We start from the raw sequence: 15,924 nt of genomic DNA on the forward strand, positions 1-15,924 counted from the left end.
ATGTCTAAAGTTAGTTTAACACAACCTTTGGTTTCAGCAGAATGGCTTCATAAGAACTTGAATGCTGAAAACCTCGTTATTTTAGATGGGACAATTGCAAAGACTCTTGATGCCTTGCAACAGCAAATACCAAATGCACGATTTTTTGATATCAAACAAAAGTTTAGTGATACCTCAAATCCTTTTCCAAGTGCATTTCCTTCAGAAGCACAATTTCAAAAGGAAGCTAGAAAATTAGGGATCCATCAAAATAGTGCCATTGTGGTTTATGACGATAAAGGGATTTACTCAAGTGCGAGGGTTTGGTATTTATTTAGAGCTTTCGGTTTTAACACTATAGCTGTTTTGGATGGCGGATTTCCAGAATGGTTAAAGGCAGGATATCCCACAGAATATATGAAACCTTATGAAGGCAATGAAGGCGATTTTATAGCTAATTTGCGACCAAATTTTATGAAATTTTTCGATGATATTGAAACCGCTACTTCAACTAAAACCCATAAAATAATTGATGCAAGATCTTCGGCACGTTTTAATTGTGAAGTGGATGAACCAAGAGAAGGGTTACGCAGAGGAACAATTCCCAATTCGGTTAACTTGCCTTTTACCGATTTATTGGAAGATGGTGTTTTTAAGTCGAAAAAAGATGTGGAGAGGGCATTTTATATGGTTGCTGAAAAAGATGAAGACATCATTTTTTCATGTGGTTCTGGTATTACAGCCTGTGTTTTGGCATTAGGTGCGGAACTGTCAGGTTATAAGAATATTTCGGTTTATGATGGCTCATGGACAGAATATGGTACTTTGACTTCAGGAGATATGACCCAACCAAGTACATGGACAAAAGACGAATTATTAGCCTATATTTTAATTTATGTGTCGCATTTAGATTTAAACGCATCCCCAAAAGAAAAAGAATATATTTTAAGTCGTGTTGATAAAGAGGTGTACCAACGTGTTTACGAGCAATTTCAAAAGGATAGTGATTTTGAATGTATCCAAAAGATTGTAAAAGGTGTAAAAACACATGATTATTACCGCAACGATTTGGCAGATTTATTTGCCGATATTAAACTTATGGCTTTTGCGGACGGCGATTATGCACAAATGGAACAGGTTGCTTATACGGAATTGAAAAAGATTTTAAAGGAAGAATAACTTCGCTATTTCCCAAATGATTTTAAGGATTTAAGTTTATATTAGTAAAGTTTGAGTATGCCGAAGCCATTTAATTACTTATTAGAAAGGCTATGCAGTTCGTTCAAAGCACTACGGATGCTCTTGTTAAAATAAAAGCATTAAAAAAAAGCGGGGTTTATTTTACGGAGTTCGAAGTAGGTTGGATGATTTTTTATAGTTTGTTCAACGTCTTGGTGTATTATTTGTTGTTGTGGCTTGGCTATAAGTTAGCAAATAAAACTCAAATTTTGGTTTAGTAATTGCTTTTCCAAAGTAGCACATAAACGGTAATTGACTACACTCTTTTGTTATGCGCAGTTGATATTTCGGTTTTTAAATTTTAATAATCTTAAACGCATTTTCTTTTATGTGATTTTCACTAATTTTTAATATGTAAATACCTGAATTTAAATGTTCTAAATTTAATTTATTTTGTGAATTTTCTAAAATTCCTCTTTTAATAAGAACTCCATTAATGTTATAAAGGTAGAAATTATAGGTCCCAATTTTACTTTCTCTGATATCTATATTAAATGCTGTATTTACTACTGTAGGATAAACATTAATATGATTTGATAGATCATTTTCATTAATATTTAAAATAGTTGTAGCCTGAACCAATTGTTCAGCACCTCCCAATAGATATAAGGCATTATTACCATTATTACCTAACTTTTTGTACTCATAAATGCGTATAGCATAGTTCGTAGTTTCAGATAGATTTGCAAGGCTTACAGAATTACCTGTGCCATTATAAATAACAAAAGTTCCATCACCTAAATCATCTCCAGAAGTAAAATCATTATTTGCAACATAATCCATTCCGTCAATAGGATAAGCTTCAAAATCAAATGAATTTGTTGAAGATGAAATATCTTTAGCTACTACAATTCTACTTGTACCATTGCCATTTTGCCATGATAAATCCATACTATTTCCGGTAATATTAGTTGCTTGCAAATTGGTCGCATTCAATGTAGGTGCATCCAATAAATCGTGCGTTGGAAAAGTAGTTGTACCTCCAATACAATTCCATCCCATTGCGTCAAGTTGCGACCAAAACGCATTCGCATTAGAATCAGTTAAACGCTTATTTAAAACAATAGCCCAAGTAGCTCCTCCAGAAGTTCTTACTAAATAACTTGCTGTACCGCTTAAAGCACCAGAATGCCACCAATTGTTAGCGCTATTAACTTGCCAACCTTTTGCGTAAAAATTATTAGCTGATGAGGGTGTAGACATTGTATTAATAGCTGTGGATGATAATATATCAGGTTTAGTGCTAAAACCATCAGCTGCTAGTAAAAACCTTACTAAGTCACGGGATGTGGAAATCCATCCTCCATGACCATCCATTATTTCAACACTAAAACCACCATACTCCCAAGGCACAACAGTACCATCATTATATTGAGATAAGGTAGTAAAACCCTCTCCAATATACTCACCTTCTCGTTCTCTTTTGTTTGCTAATAAGTTTTTTCCAATATGCATATCATAAATCCCTAATGGATTAAATATTTCTTGTTGCATCCAAGCTTCATAAGTCATTCCTGAAATTTCTTCAATAACTTCACTCAATACCAAAAACCCCATATTAGAATAGGAGTAAACTGTACCAGGCTCATGATTTAAATTCTGTTTTAATAAAAATGAAATAAGATGCTCTTCCTTTGCTGGATTAGACTCACCTAAAACTTGTGTAGCTTGTAAAGGGGCTACAATTGGGTCGCACCCACTAAAAAACCAAGGATAAGGGGATGTTGGGTTTGGAAAACAATTAATATTTCTATCCCAACCACTTGTATGTTCAAGTAGCATTTGTACAGTAATGTCGTCATATCGGGCATCTGTAATTGTAATGTTTGAGAAATACCAATGGTTTTCTAAAATACCTCCTGTACCAAATACTTTATCGTTTAAATTCAGAAAACCATCATCTATCATTTTCATAATTCCAATAGACGTAATGGGTTTTGAAAGACTGGCAACTCTAAACAGATGATAAGGTCGTGTTACTTCAGTAGATGTCATATTGGCATTGCCAAAAGCACGTGAATACACCATACGTCCATTAACTGATATAGCAAATGTAGCCCCTGGAATACCAAATGAATTCAGGAAGTTTATCATCTGAGTGTCACAATGTGTCATTTCAGGAACATTTATACCTGTTTGTCCAAATAGAAAACAAGGTATAATTAGTAGAAGTAATGTTTTTTTCATTGTTAAAAATTTTAGTTTAAAACTAAAGATAAATTATGTTTAAACCAATACCCAGTTCAGGGTATGTTGAACGGTAATTGTACACCGCCTTTGGAATATGAAAACATTTTAACATTTTATATACTACGTTAAACAAAGTTCCAAATTTTTCTGACAAAGTCAAGTTTCAAACAATTTTAAATTATTATAAGTACTACAAATTAACCTTCCTATACCTCGGATATTTCAAAGTATAAGAGAATTTATAAGTGTTGGATTGATTTGGAGAAATAGTCATTTTCCATTTTAGAATGCCTTTTTTAGCATCATAATCTGAAGTTCCAGTTTCTATATCATCCACTTTTATCTCCCTGTTTTGACTTACAGGAATTCTATCCACAATTACAATCGCTATGGCAGTTGGTTTGTTGTTTTTGAGTTCAATTTCATAGACTTTATCTAAAACTTTATTATTTCCTATAAACGTCGTTTTCTTAAAGTTATTTATGGGTTTTCTTTTAATAACCACATTTGGGTCAACGCCTAATGAAACGGTTAAACTATCGGTTGTAGCATATGGATTAATAGTTGTAATTCCAGAATAGCTATCTTCAAAATACACATTCACTTCACCTGGCAGTAAATTGTACTGTTGCCAGTCGCCAATTTTTGCGGTTAAAAACACGTTTTCATTAATTACAGGTGCCGTAAAATAGGAGAAGGTAGCAGGCACGGTGTATTTGTCAATTTCAATGACTGTGATATTGCCATCAGATTCTACCGTAGATAGTTTCTGAATTTCAAAATTCGTGTTTGTAATGCCCTCTGTAATAATATCGCCTGAAGATGTGTAGCTTCCTTTTTTTGTAGTAACAATAATTACTCCGTTAGCACCTCTGTTTCCATAAATACTCGTTGCTGAAGCATCTTTAAGAACTTCAATGTTGGCAATCATATTTTCATCTATATCTTTGAATTTATTGGAACTCATAATTACTCCATCCACAACATATAAAGGTTTTGCATTAGAATTGAAAGAAGAAACTCCTCTAATATTAACACCAGCGGCACGTCCTTGAAGTGCATTGCCAAAACTTTCGGATTTCACAGAAGCAACAGCACCTGTTATATCTCTTCTTTTTGATGTTCCATAGCCACTTACCACAACTTCATCCAAAGCACTAACATCTTCATCTAAACTTAAATTGATAACACTCGAATGTATGGGGATAATTTCACTTCTATATCCCAAATAAGATATTTCTAATTCTTTTCCGCCATTGGCTTTTAAACTAAAGTTGCCATCAAAATCTGTTACAGCACCATTAGTAGTTCCTTTAACAATCACATTTGCTCCAGGAAGTGGAACACCTGACGCGTCCGTAATAATACCGCTAATTTGTTTTATAAAGGGGTTGTATTTAAAGTTGTAACTTTTGGTTGAGTTTTCACTTTTATAATTGCTATTGCGACTAATAAAGTTCAAGTATTTCGGGTTGACATCTGGTTTTATGTTATTGATGTTTGGGTCATTTGTAGAGAGTGTCAGTTTTACGCTATCCCAACTAATCCCAGTATTTTGATAGACATGGGCTTTATAATGTAAATCGAGAGGTTTACTGATGTCTTTTGCTTTTAAATCGTAGATAGGAAACCAACCTGCATTGTTTACATTGTATTTTATAATGAGATTCAATTGTTTACTTGTGTTCGTATTTAGTTTTATTTTTATTTCTCCTGTTTGAATTTTGTCATCCACATTTAATTCTGCCAATTGCTGTTTAATGTCTCCAATTTGCTCATTGTATTCCTTTTTCTTTTTTAAAGATTTATGAATCAATTTATTGACTTCCGTAATGCGTTCACGATAATAAGCTGCAAATTGCTTCAATTTTTCAAGACTTACCACTTGATTTTCATTCCCCAATTTTCTGTTTTCTTTTATGATGTTTAGTTCTTCTTCATAGCCAGACATCATATCTTCTTCAAGAAGAATAGCATCATTAAGTCTTTCAATATCGTTTTGAAGCTTTTCAATATGTTCAGATTTATCCAATTTTGATAAATGGTTTATGGCATAATTGATGGACAAAATAGAAGCATTATCCAATCCCGAAATTTGAATGCTGTTTTCTTGAATGTAGGGGGATAGTTTTGTAAATGAAAACTCTGTAGTTCCAATAGGTAAAGTGATGGTTGCAAAACGTGTAACCTGCGCACCATCAATAAATACCGTTACGGACTTTACTAAAGATGTTGTCGGGTTGGTATTGTTAGCAAAAGCTATTGATGAGGCACATAATAGGAATAAAATACAAAGCTGTTTCATGATTGGTTATTTTAAGTTTGGAATAAAACTATAACCAATCAAAACATTATAAAAGATGTAATGAGTAATCTGTAGGTATAAGTGAGTTAACTACTAATTTGAATGAGTTACTCTTTGTAAATTACTATTAATTTAGGTTAGGAACGATAGAGGTATTTAAATAAAAAATGATTAATCAACTAAATCATCATTCATAAAAACCAAGTTTTCTCCTTTAAATTCCACAGAAAAATTATAATTGCCGATACATTTAAAAAGGCTTTTTGAACATCCCTTTTTCATATCATCGTGTAATTCGATAATGATGCATTTGGTAACAGGCATCCAGTCTTCATAATTACTTTCAAATAGTTCTTTCTCTGCACCTTCAATATCAATTTTAAGAATGTCAATGTGTTTTAAATCATGTAATTCCATTAGTTTTTTTACTGATATGGTTTCTACTGAGGATGTAGTGCTTTGGTTCTTTTCTATAACCTTGGTCATAAATGCCCAATTACCAGCGCCTGTATCTTCAATCTCAATAAATTGACCATCTAAATTAGAAATTGCTTTTTGTAATGGAATGATGTTTTTATAGTTTCCTGTGTTTTTTTTAAGCACTTCAAAATTTGATCTTTCCGGTTCTATTGAAATAATTTTCGCGTTAGGATGTTTGTTAGCCAAATAAATAGCTCCTAATCCAATGTTGGCTCCTAAATCGATGATTACTTTTGGATCAAACTTTAATGGGATTTTATATTCTAGTTTGGTGAATATTTGAAAGAAAGTTGGAATATCAGTCGTAGATTTTCGAAGATATATTGGGTGAGAAATCCCAGGAACTGATATGTTTTTTGTGAGACCTAATTTTAGTTTAGAAAAGATTACGAGACCATTTAGCCCATAGTACTTTACGCAATGACGGAATTTTTTCATAAATTTTAGTAATACTCTTTAATGTTATAAATTAATATCGTTATACTTTATTAAACTCTTAATAAGCATTAAAATCTGTGCTAAGATACTATTCTTACAATTTAAAATACCAAAAGTATAGAAATTAAAAAAACAATAATCGACTAAAGGATTTAAATAAAACAAAAAAACCACTTTGCGAAAGCAGAGTGGTTTTAAACTTAACTAATTTTCCTTTTTTCAATTATGTGTCAATTGAACCTAAAACACGGCTCATAAAACTATTTAAAGCTTCTTTTTTCGGTGTTCCCGATTTGGTCATTTTATGCACTTCAATAGCACCATACATGTTTGAGATCAATTCGCCTATAACATCCAGTTCTTCATCTTTTAGAGACGAAACTTCGGTTAAGGCTTCCAAGGTTTCAATGGTTTCAACCACAAAATCTTCGTCGTTTTCTTCAATAAATTGTGTAAGATGTTTAATTACTGGTAACTTCATTAGGTATTTTATTTTGTCATTTCCACAAAAGCGAAAACTCTAAACAACTTCTTCAACAAGCGCTTTTAGAACCTCAAATTTGTTAGTTTGTACTTGATTTACAAACACTCCATTTTTAAAGGTTGCAAAGGTTGGCAAATTATCAACCGTGGCTAGTTTTCTAGATTCTGGAAATTTTTCAGCATCGGCAATTACAAAAGTGATGTTTTCTAACTCTGAAGCTAACTTTTTAACCTTTGGTTTCATAATACGACAATTGCCGCACCATGTTGCTGAATATTGGACTACGACAGTTTCGTTTTCAGCAACAAGAGTCTGTAAATTATCTTCGCTTAATTCTTTAATCATAATTTTTTAAATTTTCAAAAACAAAATTCCAAATTCCAAAATATTACAACGTTGCTTTTTGGAATTTGGATTTTCTCATTTGGAATTTCAAATTAGTTAGCATGAACTGCCAAATACTCAGCCGTAGCCTTTGCATTTGCGCTCATTGCCTGTTTTCCTTCTTCCCAGTTTGCAGGACAAACTTCACCTTTTTCTTGTACGTGAGTTAATGCATCTACCAAACGAAGGTACTCACCAATATTTCTACCTAAAGGCATGTTGTTAATGCTTTCGTGCTGTACAATACCATCTTCATCTATGATATATGTTGCTCTGTAGGTCACGTTGTCTCCTTCGACCTGAATAGAATCTGTTGCTTCATTATAGGTTTCATTAGTGATATCCAAAATACCTAAAACGCTAGATAGGTTTCTGTTGCTATCTGCCAAAAGGGGATAAGTTACACCTTCAATGCCTCCATTATCTTTTGAAGCACTTAACCATGCAAAATGCACTTCTGGTGTATCACAAGATGCACCTATAACAATTGTATTTCTTTTTTCGAATTCACCTAAAGCAGCTTGAAACGCATGCAATTCTGTTGGACATACAAAAGTAAAATCCTTTGGATACCAAAACAATACTACTTTTTTCTTGTTGTTAACCGCTTCTTCAAGAACGTTCACCTTAAAGGTATCGCCCATATCGTTCATTGCGTCAACGTTTAAATCTGGAAATTTTTTTCCTACTAATGCCATTTTTATTTAAATTTTATAATTAATTATTCGTTTTCAGTATGCAAAAATAACCTACAACCAAAGAAAATGAAACGGCATAAAATTTTAAATACTTATTGATTAATAGTATTTATTTATGCGTGCTGAAAATGAGAGGGTTACTTGTTATTTTGAAGATTTTAATTGTTTGATTTTAATTGAAAAAGCTGCGAACAGTAATGTTGTAAACGGACTCAACCAGTTGAAAATAGCATATATAAAGTACTCGCCAACGCCAACCCCTAAAACTCCTGCTTGATAAGCTCCACAGGTATTCCAGGGAATTAAAACCGATGTAACGGTTCCAGAATCTTCCAAGGTCCTGCTTAAATTCTCTGGAGCTAAGCCTTTATCTTCAAAGGCCTGTTTAAACATTTTCCCAGGAATAACGATGGCTAAATATTGGTCGGACGCAATGGTATTTAATCCCAAACAACTGATAACTGTACTTGCAAATAATCCGAAAACAGATGAAGCAACAGAAAGTAAGGCTCGCGTAATTCTAGCCAATGCACCAATGCCGTCCATTATACCTCCAAAAACCATAGCGCATAGAATTAAATAGATGGTCCATAGCATACCTTTCATACCGCCGGCTGAAAAGAGGTCGTTAAGCTTCTCATTTTCAGTTGTAATTCGTGTATCAGAAAATATTGAGGAAATTACAGATGATAACTTTGATTCTCCTAAACTATTCAGAATTTCTGGTTGAAATATGAATGCGAAAAGCGCAGCGAGCAGCACTCCAGCACCTAATGCAATTAGAGGTTTCGTCTTAAAAAGAATGAGAACAATAACCGCCAATGGCACTAAAAATAGCCAAGGAGATATATTAAATGTTGTGTTTATAGTTTTTAAAAGATTGCTAACATCGGCACTTCCAGAGGTTTCAATAGTTGCACTCAAAATACCAAAAACAATCAGTGTTATTATAATTGTAGGTACTGTTGTAATCGTCATATATCGAATATGAGTAAACAAATCTGTTCCTGCCATAGCTGGTGCAAGATTTGTGGTATCACTAAGAGGCGACATTTTATCTCCAAAATAAGCACCAGAAATTACAGCACCGGCAATCATGCCAGGGTTAATGCCCAAAGCTGTTCCAATACCAACTAGTGCAATGCCGACCGTAGCAGAGGTTGTCCAGGAACTACCTGTAGCAATAGAGATTACAGCAGAAATTATTACTGACGCCGGTAGAAATATTTCGGGACTTAATACTTGTAAACCATAATAAACCATAGCTGGAATAACACCGCTAATGAGCCATGTTCCTGCTAATGCCCCTACTAAAAACAGAATCATTATTGGTACAAAAACACTTTTTAGGTTTTCCCATATTTCCGATAACATTCTATGTAGTGTTACTTTGTTAAAAAAGCCAACAATAGCAGCTATCGCGCCACCAATAAGCAAGATAAATTGATTGGAATATTCTCCAAATAGCTCACCAGCAGCAAAAAAAATATTGTATGCCAAAAGACTCATTAATAGCACAACAGGAATAAGGGCTTCATAAAAATTAAGCTCTTTATTTTCAATAATGTTTTGGTCGTTAGCTTTGAATTCGGAAATATTATCGTCTTCTTTCATCTATTTTTTTTGGATACGTAATGTTACGATTTTAACAATAGGTACGCAAATGGAAATACTTCTGTACTTTTGCCATTCATTTTTATATGGAATGGATTCATTAACTCAAATTATTTTAGGTGCTGCATGTGGAGAAGCGGTACTGGGAAAAAAAATAGGAAATAAAGCCTTGTTGTTTGGAGCTCTCGGCGGGACCATTCCAGATTTAGATGTATTGGTAGGGGGGTGGCTTTACGGCAATGAAATTGATGCAATGTTATTCCACAGAGGGTTTATGCATTCTATTTTGTTTTCTGTTTTGGCAGCTTTTATTTTGGGTTGGGTAGTCTATAAACTCTACAATTCTGGAAGACGTTTAAACAGCACAACACTCAAGGATTGGACCTCACTATTCTTCTGGTCACTTTTTACGCATCCAATCCTAGATTGTTTTACACCTTACGGCACACAGTTATTTGCGCCTTTTAGCGATTATCGGGTTGCGCTAAATAATATAGCCGTAGCAGATCCTGCATATACATTGCCTTTTTTGGTTTGTGTCATCGTTTTAATGTTTTTTAGAAGAACTTCAGAAAAAAGAAGACTTTGGCTAAAGTTGGGTATTGGTATTAGTTCAGCTTACATGTTATTTACGTTGGGAAATAAATTATATATTGATTCAGTTTTTAGAAAATCTTTGAAAGATAATGACATTAGTGCCATAAGATTTAGCACGCAACCGGCCATTTTAAATAACATTTTGTGGTATGCGATAGCGGAAACAGAGACATCGTATTTTGTAGCAGATTATTCTTTGTTTGACAAAAAAAACAGATTTCAGAATTTCAGGGAAGTGCCAAAGCAACGGGATTTAAAACCGTCTGATTATAATGACATCAAAGGTTTGGCATGGTTTAGTAATCAGTATTATAGCATTTATAAATTAGATGAAAATAAATACGAATACAACGATTTGCGCTATCCGCTTTTAGATGAAGCTAATCCAAATACTTCAGTATTTAGTTTGCTCCTGTATAAAGATGGTAAGCGACTAAATATGAAACCTTTTGAACCCAAGTTTGAAAGTCTAGGAGCGTTGTTTAAATCGTTATGGGAACGTATTAAAGGGGTTTGATTTTAGTAAGCAGTATTCAGTCTCAGTTGCAGTCTCAGTATTCAGTTAGTATCATCCATATTTTAATATTCAGCCATTAATTGTGCACCAAAGCCTGCCCCACCCGTCATCGGTCATCCATCTTCAGTCAAATTTCAGTCGCAGTCACAGTTATCATTTCCATTTTAAAGCAATAACTCTTTGCGTCTTAGCGCCTTTGCGAGAGATTTTTAGTTTTCAGTCGCAGTCTCAGTCGCAGTCGCAGTCGCAGTATTCAGTTAGTATCATCTGTATTTTAATATTCAGCCATTAATTGTGCACCAAAGCGCTAACCCACACGTCATCCGTCTTCAGTCAAATTTCAGTCGCAATCACAGTTATCATTTCCATTTTAAAGCAATAACTCTTTGCGCCTTAGCGCCTTTGCGAGAGATTTTTTAGTTTTCAGTCGCAGTCGCAGTCGCAGTTGCAGTCGCAGTCGCAGTCTCAGTATTCAGTTAGTATCATCTGTATTTTAATATTCAGCCATTAATTGTACACCAAAGCCCTAATCCACACGTCATCCGTCTTCAGTCAAATTTCAGTCGCTGTCACAGTTATCATTTCCATTTTAAAGCAATAACTCTTTGCGCCTTAGCGCCTTTGCGAGAGATTTTTTAGTTTTCAGTCGCAGTCGCAGTCGCAGTCGCAGTTGCAGTATCAGTCGCAGTCGCAGTATTCAGTTAGTATCATCTGTATTTTAATATTCAGCCATTAATTGTGCACCAAAGCCTGACCCACCCGTCATCGGTCATCCGTCTTCCGTCAATTTTCACATTCTGTTAAACCTTACTTAAACCCCTAGCATTCCCATATCCCTTTTCGTAACTTTAATAAAAAAAGGTAAATGCGCGTTTTAATTACAGGAGCTACAGGAATGATAGGACAGGAAATTGTGAAGCTCTGCCATTCCAAAAACATGCAAATCAACTATTTAACAACGAGTATCTCTAAAATAGTTCAAGAAGAAGATTATCAAGGATTTTACTGGAATCCAAATACCAAAGCAATTGATACCAATTGTTTTAAAGATGTGGAGGCTATTATCCATTTAGCAGGAGTGTCCATTTCAAAACGGTGGACAGAAAGTTACAAGCAACAAATCATACAAAGTAGAGTAGATAGTACACAGTTGCTTATAAATAGTCTAAAAGGAGAATCGCACACGGTTAAGCATGTTATTTCAGCTAGTGCTATCGGTATTTACCCAGATTCGTTGACCAATTATTACGATCAAACCCATAAAGAAAAAAGCAATACTTTTTTAGGTGAAGTTGTTCAAGCATGGGAAAACGTAGTTGATAAATTTTCAGAAGTAAATGTAGCGGTTTCCAAAGTTAGAATTGGGTTGGTATTAAGCAACAACGGTGGTGCTTTAAAAGAAATAGTAAAACCTGTAAAATATGGTGCTGGTGCTGCTTTTGGAAGTGGAAAACAATGGCAATCTTGGATTCATATTGAAGATTTAGCAAGAATATTTATTTATGTTTTAGAACATAGATTAGTTGGCGTTTACAATGGTGTTGCACCAAACCCCGTAACCAATAATGAGCTGACTAAAACCGCTGCAAGTGTTTTGAATAAACCTCTTTTTTTACCGAATATCCCAAAGTTTACAATGAAATTGGTTTTAGGAGAAATGCATATTTTGTTGTTTGAAAGTCAACGTGTAAGCTCTAAAGAAATTGAAAATAAAGGGTTTCAGTTTGAATATCATCGTTTGAAACCTGCTTTGGAGGATTTGTTGGGGTAGATATAAAGGGTTCGTTTAATGGCTCTCGTATATGCGTCGTTTAATGACTTATATCCAAGATCAAACAAGATAGCCGAAAATTACTATAAATTCAAGTTTCAATTATTAAAACAAAAAACCACCCCAAAAGGTGGTTTTCAAAATAATATTTAAGTCAGAAAATTTAAAAACTAAGCCTTCTTAGCCGTAACATCAATCTTTAATTCAATATCATCATTAATAAATTTATCGCCTAAATTATCAAAGAACGATTTAGAACCATATTTCACGTTCCATTTAGAACGATCTATAGTAAATGTTTCACTCGTTAAACTTACTGCATTACCAGTTTCTGTAACAGATACAGGGAATGTAATATTGTTTTTAACACCCTTAATCGTTAAATTTCCAGAAAGCATTGTTTTGCCTTCTGCTTCACTAACACCGGTTACTTCAAAAGCTGAACTTGGGTGGTTTTCCACATCAAAGAAATCAGGACTTTTTAAATGTCCAGTTAATTTTGCGTTGTCTTTTTCTTCCGCAGGGATATCTAAAACAGTAATAGATTTCATGTCAATTAAAAAAGAGCCGCTTTCTATAGTATTTCCGTTAAGCGCAAAAACTCCAGAGTCTAATTTAATGGTGCCGTTGTGAGTACCTGTAGGTTTAAAACCTTTCCATTCAATTGCAGACGCATCAGTATCTACCGTATATTTAACAGATTCAACTTTTGCTTCGGCAGCAGCTTTAGCAGCGCTTGTTTCTGCTTCTTTAGCCTTGTCCTTACAACCAACTAAAGCTAGTGCTAAAACACCAACATATAGCATATTTTTAAAATTCGTTTTCATTTGTATTCAATTTTTAAGTTAAGCTGCAAAATTAAACAAATTGTTTTATAGAAATGTAAAAAAATAGTTAAACAAAATTCAGGTCAAATTTTTTAATGACAATGTGGCATTTTAACAATATTGGCAGTACTTTTGCCAACCGAAATGTAGTAGTATTAAAAAATACACCATGAGTAAAAAAAACAAAGCAAAAGACATCCAGGAAGAGCAACTTAACCGTGCTGAAAATGAAGCTGTTGCAGTTGAAGAACAACAAGAAGAAATGGCTGAGGAATTAACTGTTGAAGAACAACTACAAGAGGAGCTTCAAAAAGAAAAAGATAAGTTTTTACGCTTATTTGCAGAGTTTGAAAACTACAAAAGACGCACATCTAAAGAGCGCATAGAATTATTTTCTACGGCAAGCGAGGATGTGATGAAAACCTTATTGCCAGTTCTTGATGATTTTGAACGTGCATTAAGCCATATAGAAGATGATAAAGAAGCTGAGGAGTTGCGTAAAGGGGTATTGTTGATTTATCAGAAATTGGTAAACACTTTAGAGCAAAAGGGCTTAAAGGCAATGACCGTTAAAAAAGGTGATGTTTTTAATGCCGATAATCATGAAGCAATTACACAAATACCAGCACCTTCAGACGATTTAAAAGGGAAAATTATTGACGTTATCGAAAAAGGATATGTTTTAGGCGAGAAAGTTATTCGTTTTCCAAAAGTAGTTATAGGGCAATAAAATATTAATTAAAAATAAGTTCTTCCTTTTGGAAGGGTTGAATAGGGAATGGCTAAAAGAGATTATTACGAAATATTAGGAATTAGTAAAGGCGCTAGCGCAGCGGAAATTAAAAAAGCTTACAGAAAAAAAGCCATAGAATTTCATCCTGATAAAAATCCAGATGATAAGAATGCCGAAGCTAAATTTAAAGAAGCAGCAGAAGCTTACGAAGTTTTAAGCGACGACAATAAAAAAGCACGCTACGACCAGTATGGTCATCAAGCCTTTGAAGGCGGTGGCTTTGGCGGTGGCGGAGGCGGCATGAATATGGATGACATATTCAGCCAGTTTGGCGATATTTTTGGCGGTGGCGGCTTCGGCGGCGGTGGTTTCTCTGGCTTTGGTGGCGGTGGTGGACAACGTCGTGTAAAAGGAAGCAACCTGCGTATTCGTGTAAAATTAACACTCGAAGAAATCGCAAACGGCGTTGAGAAAAAGATAAAAGTAAAACGTAAAATACAAGCTCCAGGAACAACTTATAAAACCTGTTCCACCTGTAATGGTTCAGGACAAGTGACGCGTATTACCAATACTATTTTAGGTAGAATGCAAACATCGGCACCATGTAATGCTTGTGGTGGCGCCGGACAGACCATAGATAAAAAGCCTGCCGATGCAGATGCACAAGGTTTAAAAGTTTCGGAAGAAACAGTATCCATAAAAATACCAGCAGGTGTTGTGGATGGTATGCAGCTTAAAGTTTCAGGAAAGGGGAACGAAGCGCCTGGAAATGGAATTTCTGGAGATTTATTAGTAGCTATTGAAGAAATAGATCATGAAAATTTACAGCGTGAAGGTGATAATTTACATTACGATTTATATGTAAGTTTCCCTGAAGCTGTTTTAGGCACCTCAAAAGAAATTGATACGGTAACTGGTAAAGTCCGTATAAAAGTAGAAGCTGGTGTACAATCTGGTAAAATTTTACGCTTACGCGGAAAGGGAATCCCAAGTATTAACGGCTACGGAAAAGGAGACCTTTTGGTGCATGTAAACGTTTGGACACCAAAAACGTTGAATAAGCAGCAGAAAGAATTTTTTGAAACCATGGTGGAAGATGAGCATTTTTCCCCAAAACCAGAAAGCTCGGATAAATCATTTTTTGAAAAAGTGAAGGACATGTTTTCTTAGTGAAACTCAACATTGTGAAGTCCGAAGGACGCACGCAATGTTGTTAGTTGAACTAATCCCGCAGAAGGGCGGGATCTCGAAACTCAACATTGTGAAGTCCGAAGGACGCACGCAATGTTGTTAGTTGAACTAATCCCGCAGAAGAGCGGGATCTCGAAACTCAACATTGGAAGTCCGAAGGACGCGCACAATGTTGTTAGTTGAACTAATCCCGCAGAAGGGCGGGATCTCGAAACTCAACATTGTGAAGTCCGAAGGACGCTGGCAATATTGTCTCAAAATTTACATTTTATACCACACATTTTGTAGTAATCATTCATAAAACAAATAACGGATCAAGAACAATTGTTGTGTTTACGCAAATACTGTGGTTAACCTATAAAGGAAAAAATCTACGTTTCTCACACCTCTGAACTGTGCCCTAAAAGCTTTAATTTTTGCGTTGAAAGATTCTGCCGAGGCATTTGTGCTCTTATTATCAAAGTAGTTGAGTATATT

At 34.6% G+C, this 15,924-nt stretch carries 14 protein-coding genes; 5 read left to right on the forward strand and 9 right to left on the reverse strand.

Features of this window, described 5'->3' with window-relative positions; all coding sequences use genetic code 11:
• Positions 1-1,158, forward strand: a complete 1,158-nt coding sequence (locus tag ABXQ82_RS03635; RefSeq protein WP_367054991.1) for a sulfurtransferase — start codon at positions 1-3, stop codon at positions 1,156-1,158.
• A 354-nt stretch (positions 1,159-1,512) separates the two neighbouring features.
• Here the strand turns inward: ABXQ82_RS03635 and ABXQ82_RS03640 are convergent, their stop codons facing one another.
• The 7 genes from ABXQ82_RS03640 to nhaC form a co-directional block, all read right to left on the reverse strand.
• Positions 1,513-3,405: a serine hydrolase gene (locus tag ABXQ82_RS03640; RefSeq protein WP_367054994.1), complete on the reverse strand. Its 1,893-nt coding sequence runs from the start codon at positions 3,403-3,405 to the stop codon at positions 1,513-1,515.
• Positions 3,406-3,598: 193 nt separating this feature from the next.
• Positions 3,599-5,713, reverse strand: a complete 2,115-nt coding sequence (locus ABXQ82_RS03645; protein WP_367054997.1) for a mucoidy inhibitor MuiA family protein — start codon at positions 5,711-5,713, stop codon at positions 3,599-3,601.
• A gap of 171 nt (positions 5,714-5,884) precedes the next feature.
• The gene (locus ABXQ82_RS03650; RefSeq protein WP_367055000.1) at positions 5,885-6,631 is read right to left on the reverse strand and encodes an FkbM family methyltransferase; all 747 of its coding nucleotides are present in this window, start codon (positions 6,629-6,631) and stop codon (positions 5,885-5,887) included.
• Between the two features lie 223 nt (positions 6,632-6,854).
• A complete protein-coding gene (locus ABXQ82_RS03655; RefSeq protein WP_367055003.1) occupies positions 6,855-7,112 on the reverse strand; it encodes a hypothetical protein in 258 nt (85 codons plus the stop codon).
• A 39-nt stretch (positions 7,113-7,151) separates the two neighbouring features.
• The gene (locus ABXQ82_RS03660; protein ID WP_367055006.1) at positions 7,152-7,460 is read right to left on the reverse strand and encodes a thioredoxin family protein; all 309 of its coding nucleotides are present in this window, start codon (positions 7,458-7,460) and stop codon (positions 7,152-7,154) included.
• Positions 7,461-7,552: 92 nt separating this feature from the next.
• Positions 7,553-8,197, reverse strand: a complete 645-nt coding sequence (locus tag ABXQ82_RS03665; protein ID WP_367055009.1) for a peroxiredoxin — start codon at positions 8,195-8,197, stop codon at positions 7,553-7,555.
• A 144-nt stretch (positions 8,198-8,341) separates the two neighbouring features.
• Positions 8,342-9,811, reverse strand: a complete 1,470-nt coding sequence (gene nhaC / locus ABXQ82_RS03670; protein ID WP_367055012.1) for a Na+/H+ antiporter NhaC — start codon at positions 9,809-9,811, stop codon at positions 8,342-8,344.
• A gap of 91 nt (positions 9,812-9,902) precedes the next feature.
• Between nhaC and ABXQ82_RS03675 the strand changes: the two genes are divergently transcribed.
• Together ABXQ82_RS03675 and ABXQ82_RS03680 are read left to right on the forward strand one after the other, a co-directional pair.
• Positions 9,903-10,925, forward strand: a complete 1,023-nt coding sequence (locus tag ABXQ82_RS03675) for a metal-dependent hydrolase (protein ID WP_367055014.1) — start codon at positions 9,903-9,905, stop codon at positions 10,923-10,925.
• An 865-nt stretch (positions 10,926-11,790) separates the two neighbouring features.
• On the forward strand, positions 11,791-12,696 hold the full coding sequence (locus ABXQ82_RS03680) for a TIGR01777 family oxidoreductase (protein WP_367055017.1): 906 nt from the start codon (positions 11,791-11,793) through the stop codon (positions 12,694-12,696).
• Positions 12,697-12,866: 170 nt separating this feature from the next.
• On the opposite strand, the gene ABXQ82_RS03685 is transcribed toward ABXQ82_RS03680, so the two are convergent.
• Entirely contained in the window at positions 12,867-13,523 is a 657-nt protein-coding gene (locus ABXQ82_RS03685) for a YceI family protein (RefSeq protein WP_367055020.1), read from the reverse strand.
• A 169-nt stretch (positions 13,524-13,692) separates the two neighbouring features.
• Between ABXQ82_RS03685 and ABXQ82_RS03690 the strand changes: the two genes are divergently transcribed.
• Both ABXQ82_RS03690 and dnaJ read left to right on the forward strand, forming a co-directional pair.
• Positions 13,693-14,253: a nucleotide exchange factor GrpE gene (locus ABXQ82_RS03690; protein ID WP_367055023.1), complete on the forward strand. Its 561-nt coding sequence runs from the start codon at positions 13,693-13,695 to the stop codon at positions 14,251-14,253.
• Between the two features lie 48 nt (positions 14,254-14,301).
• Positions 14,302-15,426 (forward strand): molecular chaperone DnaJ, encoded by a 1,125-nt coding sequence (gene dnaJ, locus ABXQ82_RS03695; protein ID WP_367055026.1) that lies wholly within the window; start codon positions 14,302-14,304, stop codon positions 15,424-15,426.
• Positions 15,427-15,780: 354 nt separating this feature from the next.
• Here the strand turns inward: dnaJ and ABXQ82_RS03700 are convergent, their stop codons facing one another.
• The gene (locus ABXQ82_RS03700; RefSeq protein ID WP_367055047.1) at positions 15,781-15,921 is read right to left on the reverse strand and encodes a transposase; all 141 of its coding nucleotides are present in this window, start codon (positions 15,919-15,921) and stop codon (positions 15,781-15,783) included.
• Between the last annotated feature and the right edge of the window lie 3 nt (positions 15,922-15,924).

The organism is Algibacter sp. 2305UL17-15 (assembly GCF_040720935.1).
Lineage (GTDB): Bacteria > Bacteroidota > Bacteroidia > Flavobacteriales > Flavobacteriaceae > Jejuia.

Bases quoted from the DNA above. Each gene is read 5' to 3' on its own strand.
- nhaC (WP_367055012.1), bottom strand. From the start codon at position 9,811: ATGAAAGAAGACGATAATATTTCCGAATTCAAAGCTAACGACCAAAAC.
- dnaJ (WP_367055026.1), top strand. From the start codon at position 14,302: ATGGCTAAAAGAGATTATTACGAAATATTAGGAATTAGTAAAGGCGCT.
- ABXQ82_RS03665 (WP_367055009.1), bottom strand. From the start codon at position 8,197: ATGGCATTAGTAGGAAAAAAATTTCCAGATTTAAACGTTGACGCAATG.
- ABXQ82_RS03655 (WP_367055003.1), bottom strand. From the start codon at position 7,112: ATGAAGTTACCAGTAATTAAACATCTTACACAATTTATTGAAGAAAAC.
- ABXQ82_RS03660 (WP_367055006.1), bottom strand. From the start codon at position 7,460: ATGATTAAAGAATTAAGCGAAGATAATTTACAGACTCTTGTTGCTGAA.
- ABXQ82_RS03675 (WP_367055014.1), top strand. From the start codon at position 9,903: ATGGATTCATTAACTCAAATTATTTTAGGTGCTGCATGTGGAGAAGCG.
- ABXQ82_RS03690 (WP_367055023.1), top strand. From the start codon at position 13,693: ATGAGTAAAAAAAACAAAGCAAAAGACATCCAGGAAGAGCAACTTAAC.
- ABXQ82_RS03650 (WP_367055000.1), bottom strand. From the start codon at position 6,631: ATGAAAAAATTCCGTCATTGCGTAAAGTACTATGGGCTAAATGGTCTC.
- ABXQ82_RS03635 (WP_367054991.1), top strand. From the start codon at position 1: ATGTCTAAAGTTAGTTTAACACAACCTTTGGTTTCAGCAGAATGGCTT.
- ABXQ82_RS03680 (WP_367055017.1), top strand. From the start codon at position 11,791: ATGCGCGTTTTAATTACAGGAGCTACAGGAATGATAGGACAGGAAATT.
- ABXQ82_RS03685 (WP_367055020.1), bottom strand. From the start codon at position 13,523: ATGAAAACGAATTTTAAAAATATGCTATATGTTGGTGTTTTAGCACTA.
- ABXQ82_RS03640 (WP_367054994.1), bottom strand. From the start codon at position 3,405: ATGAAAAAAACATTACTTCTACTAATTATACCTTGTTTTCTATTTGGA.
- ABXQ82_RS03645 (WP_367054997.1), bottom strand. From the start codon at position 5,713: ATGAAACAGCTTTGTATTTTATTCCTATTATGTGCCTCATCAATAGCT.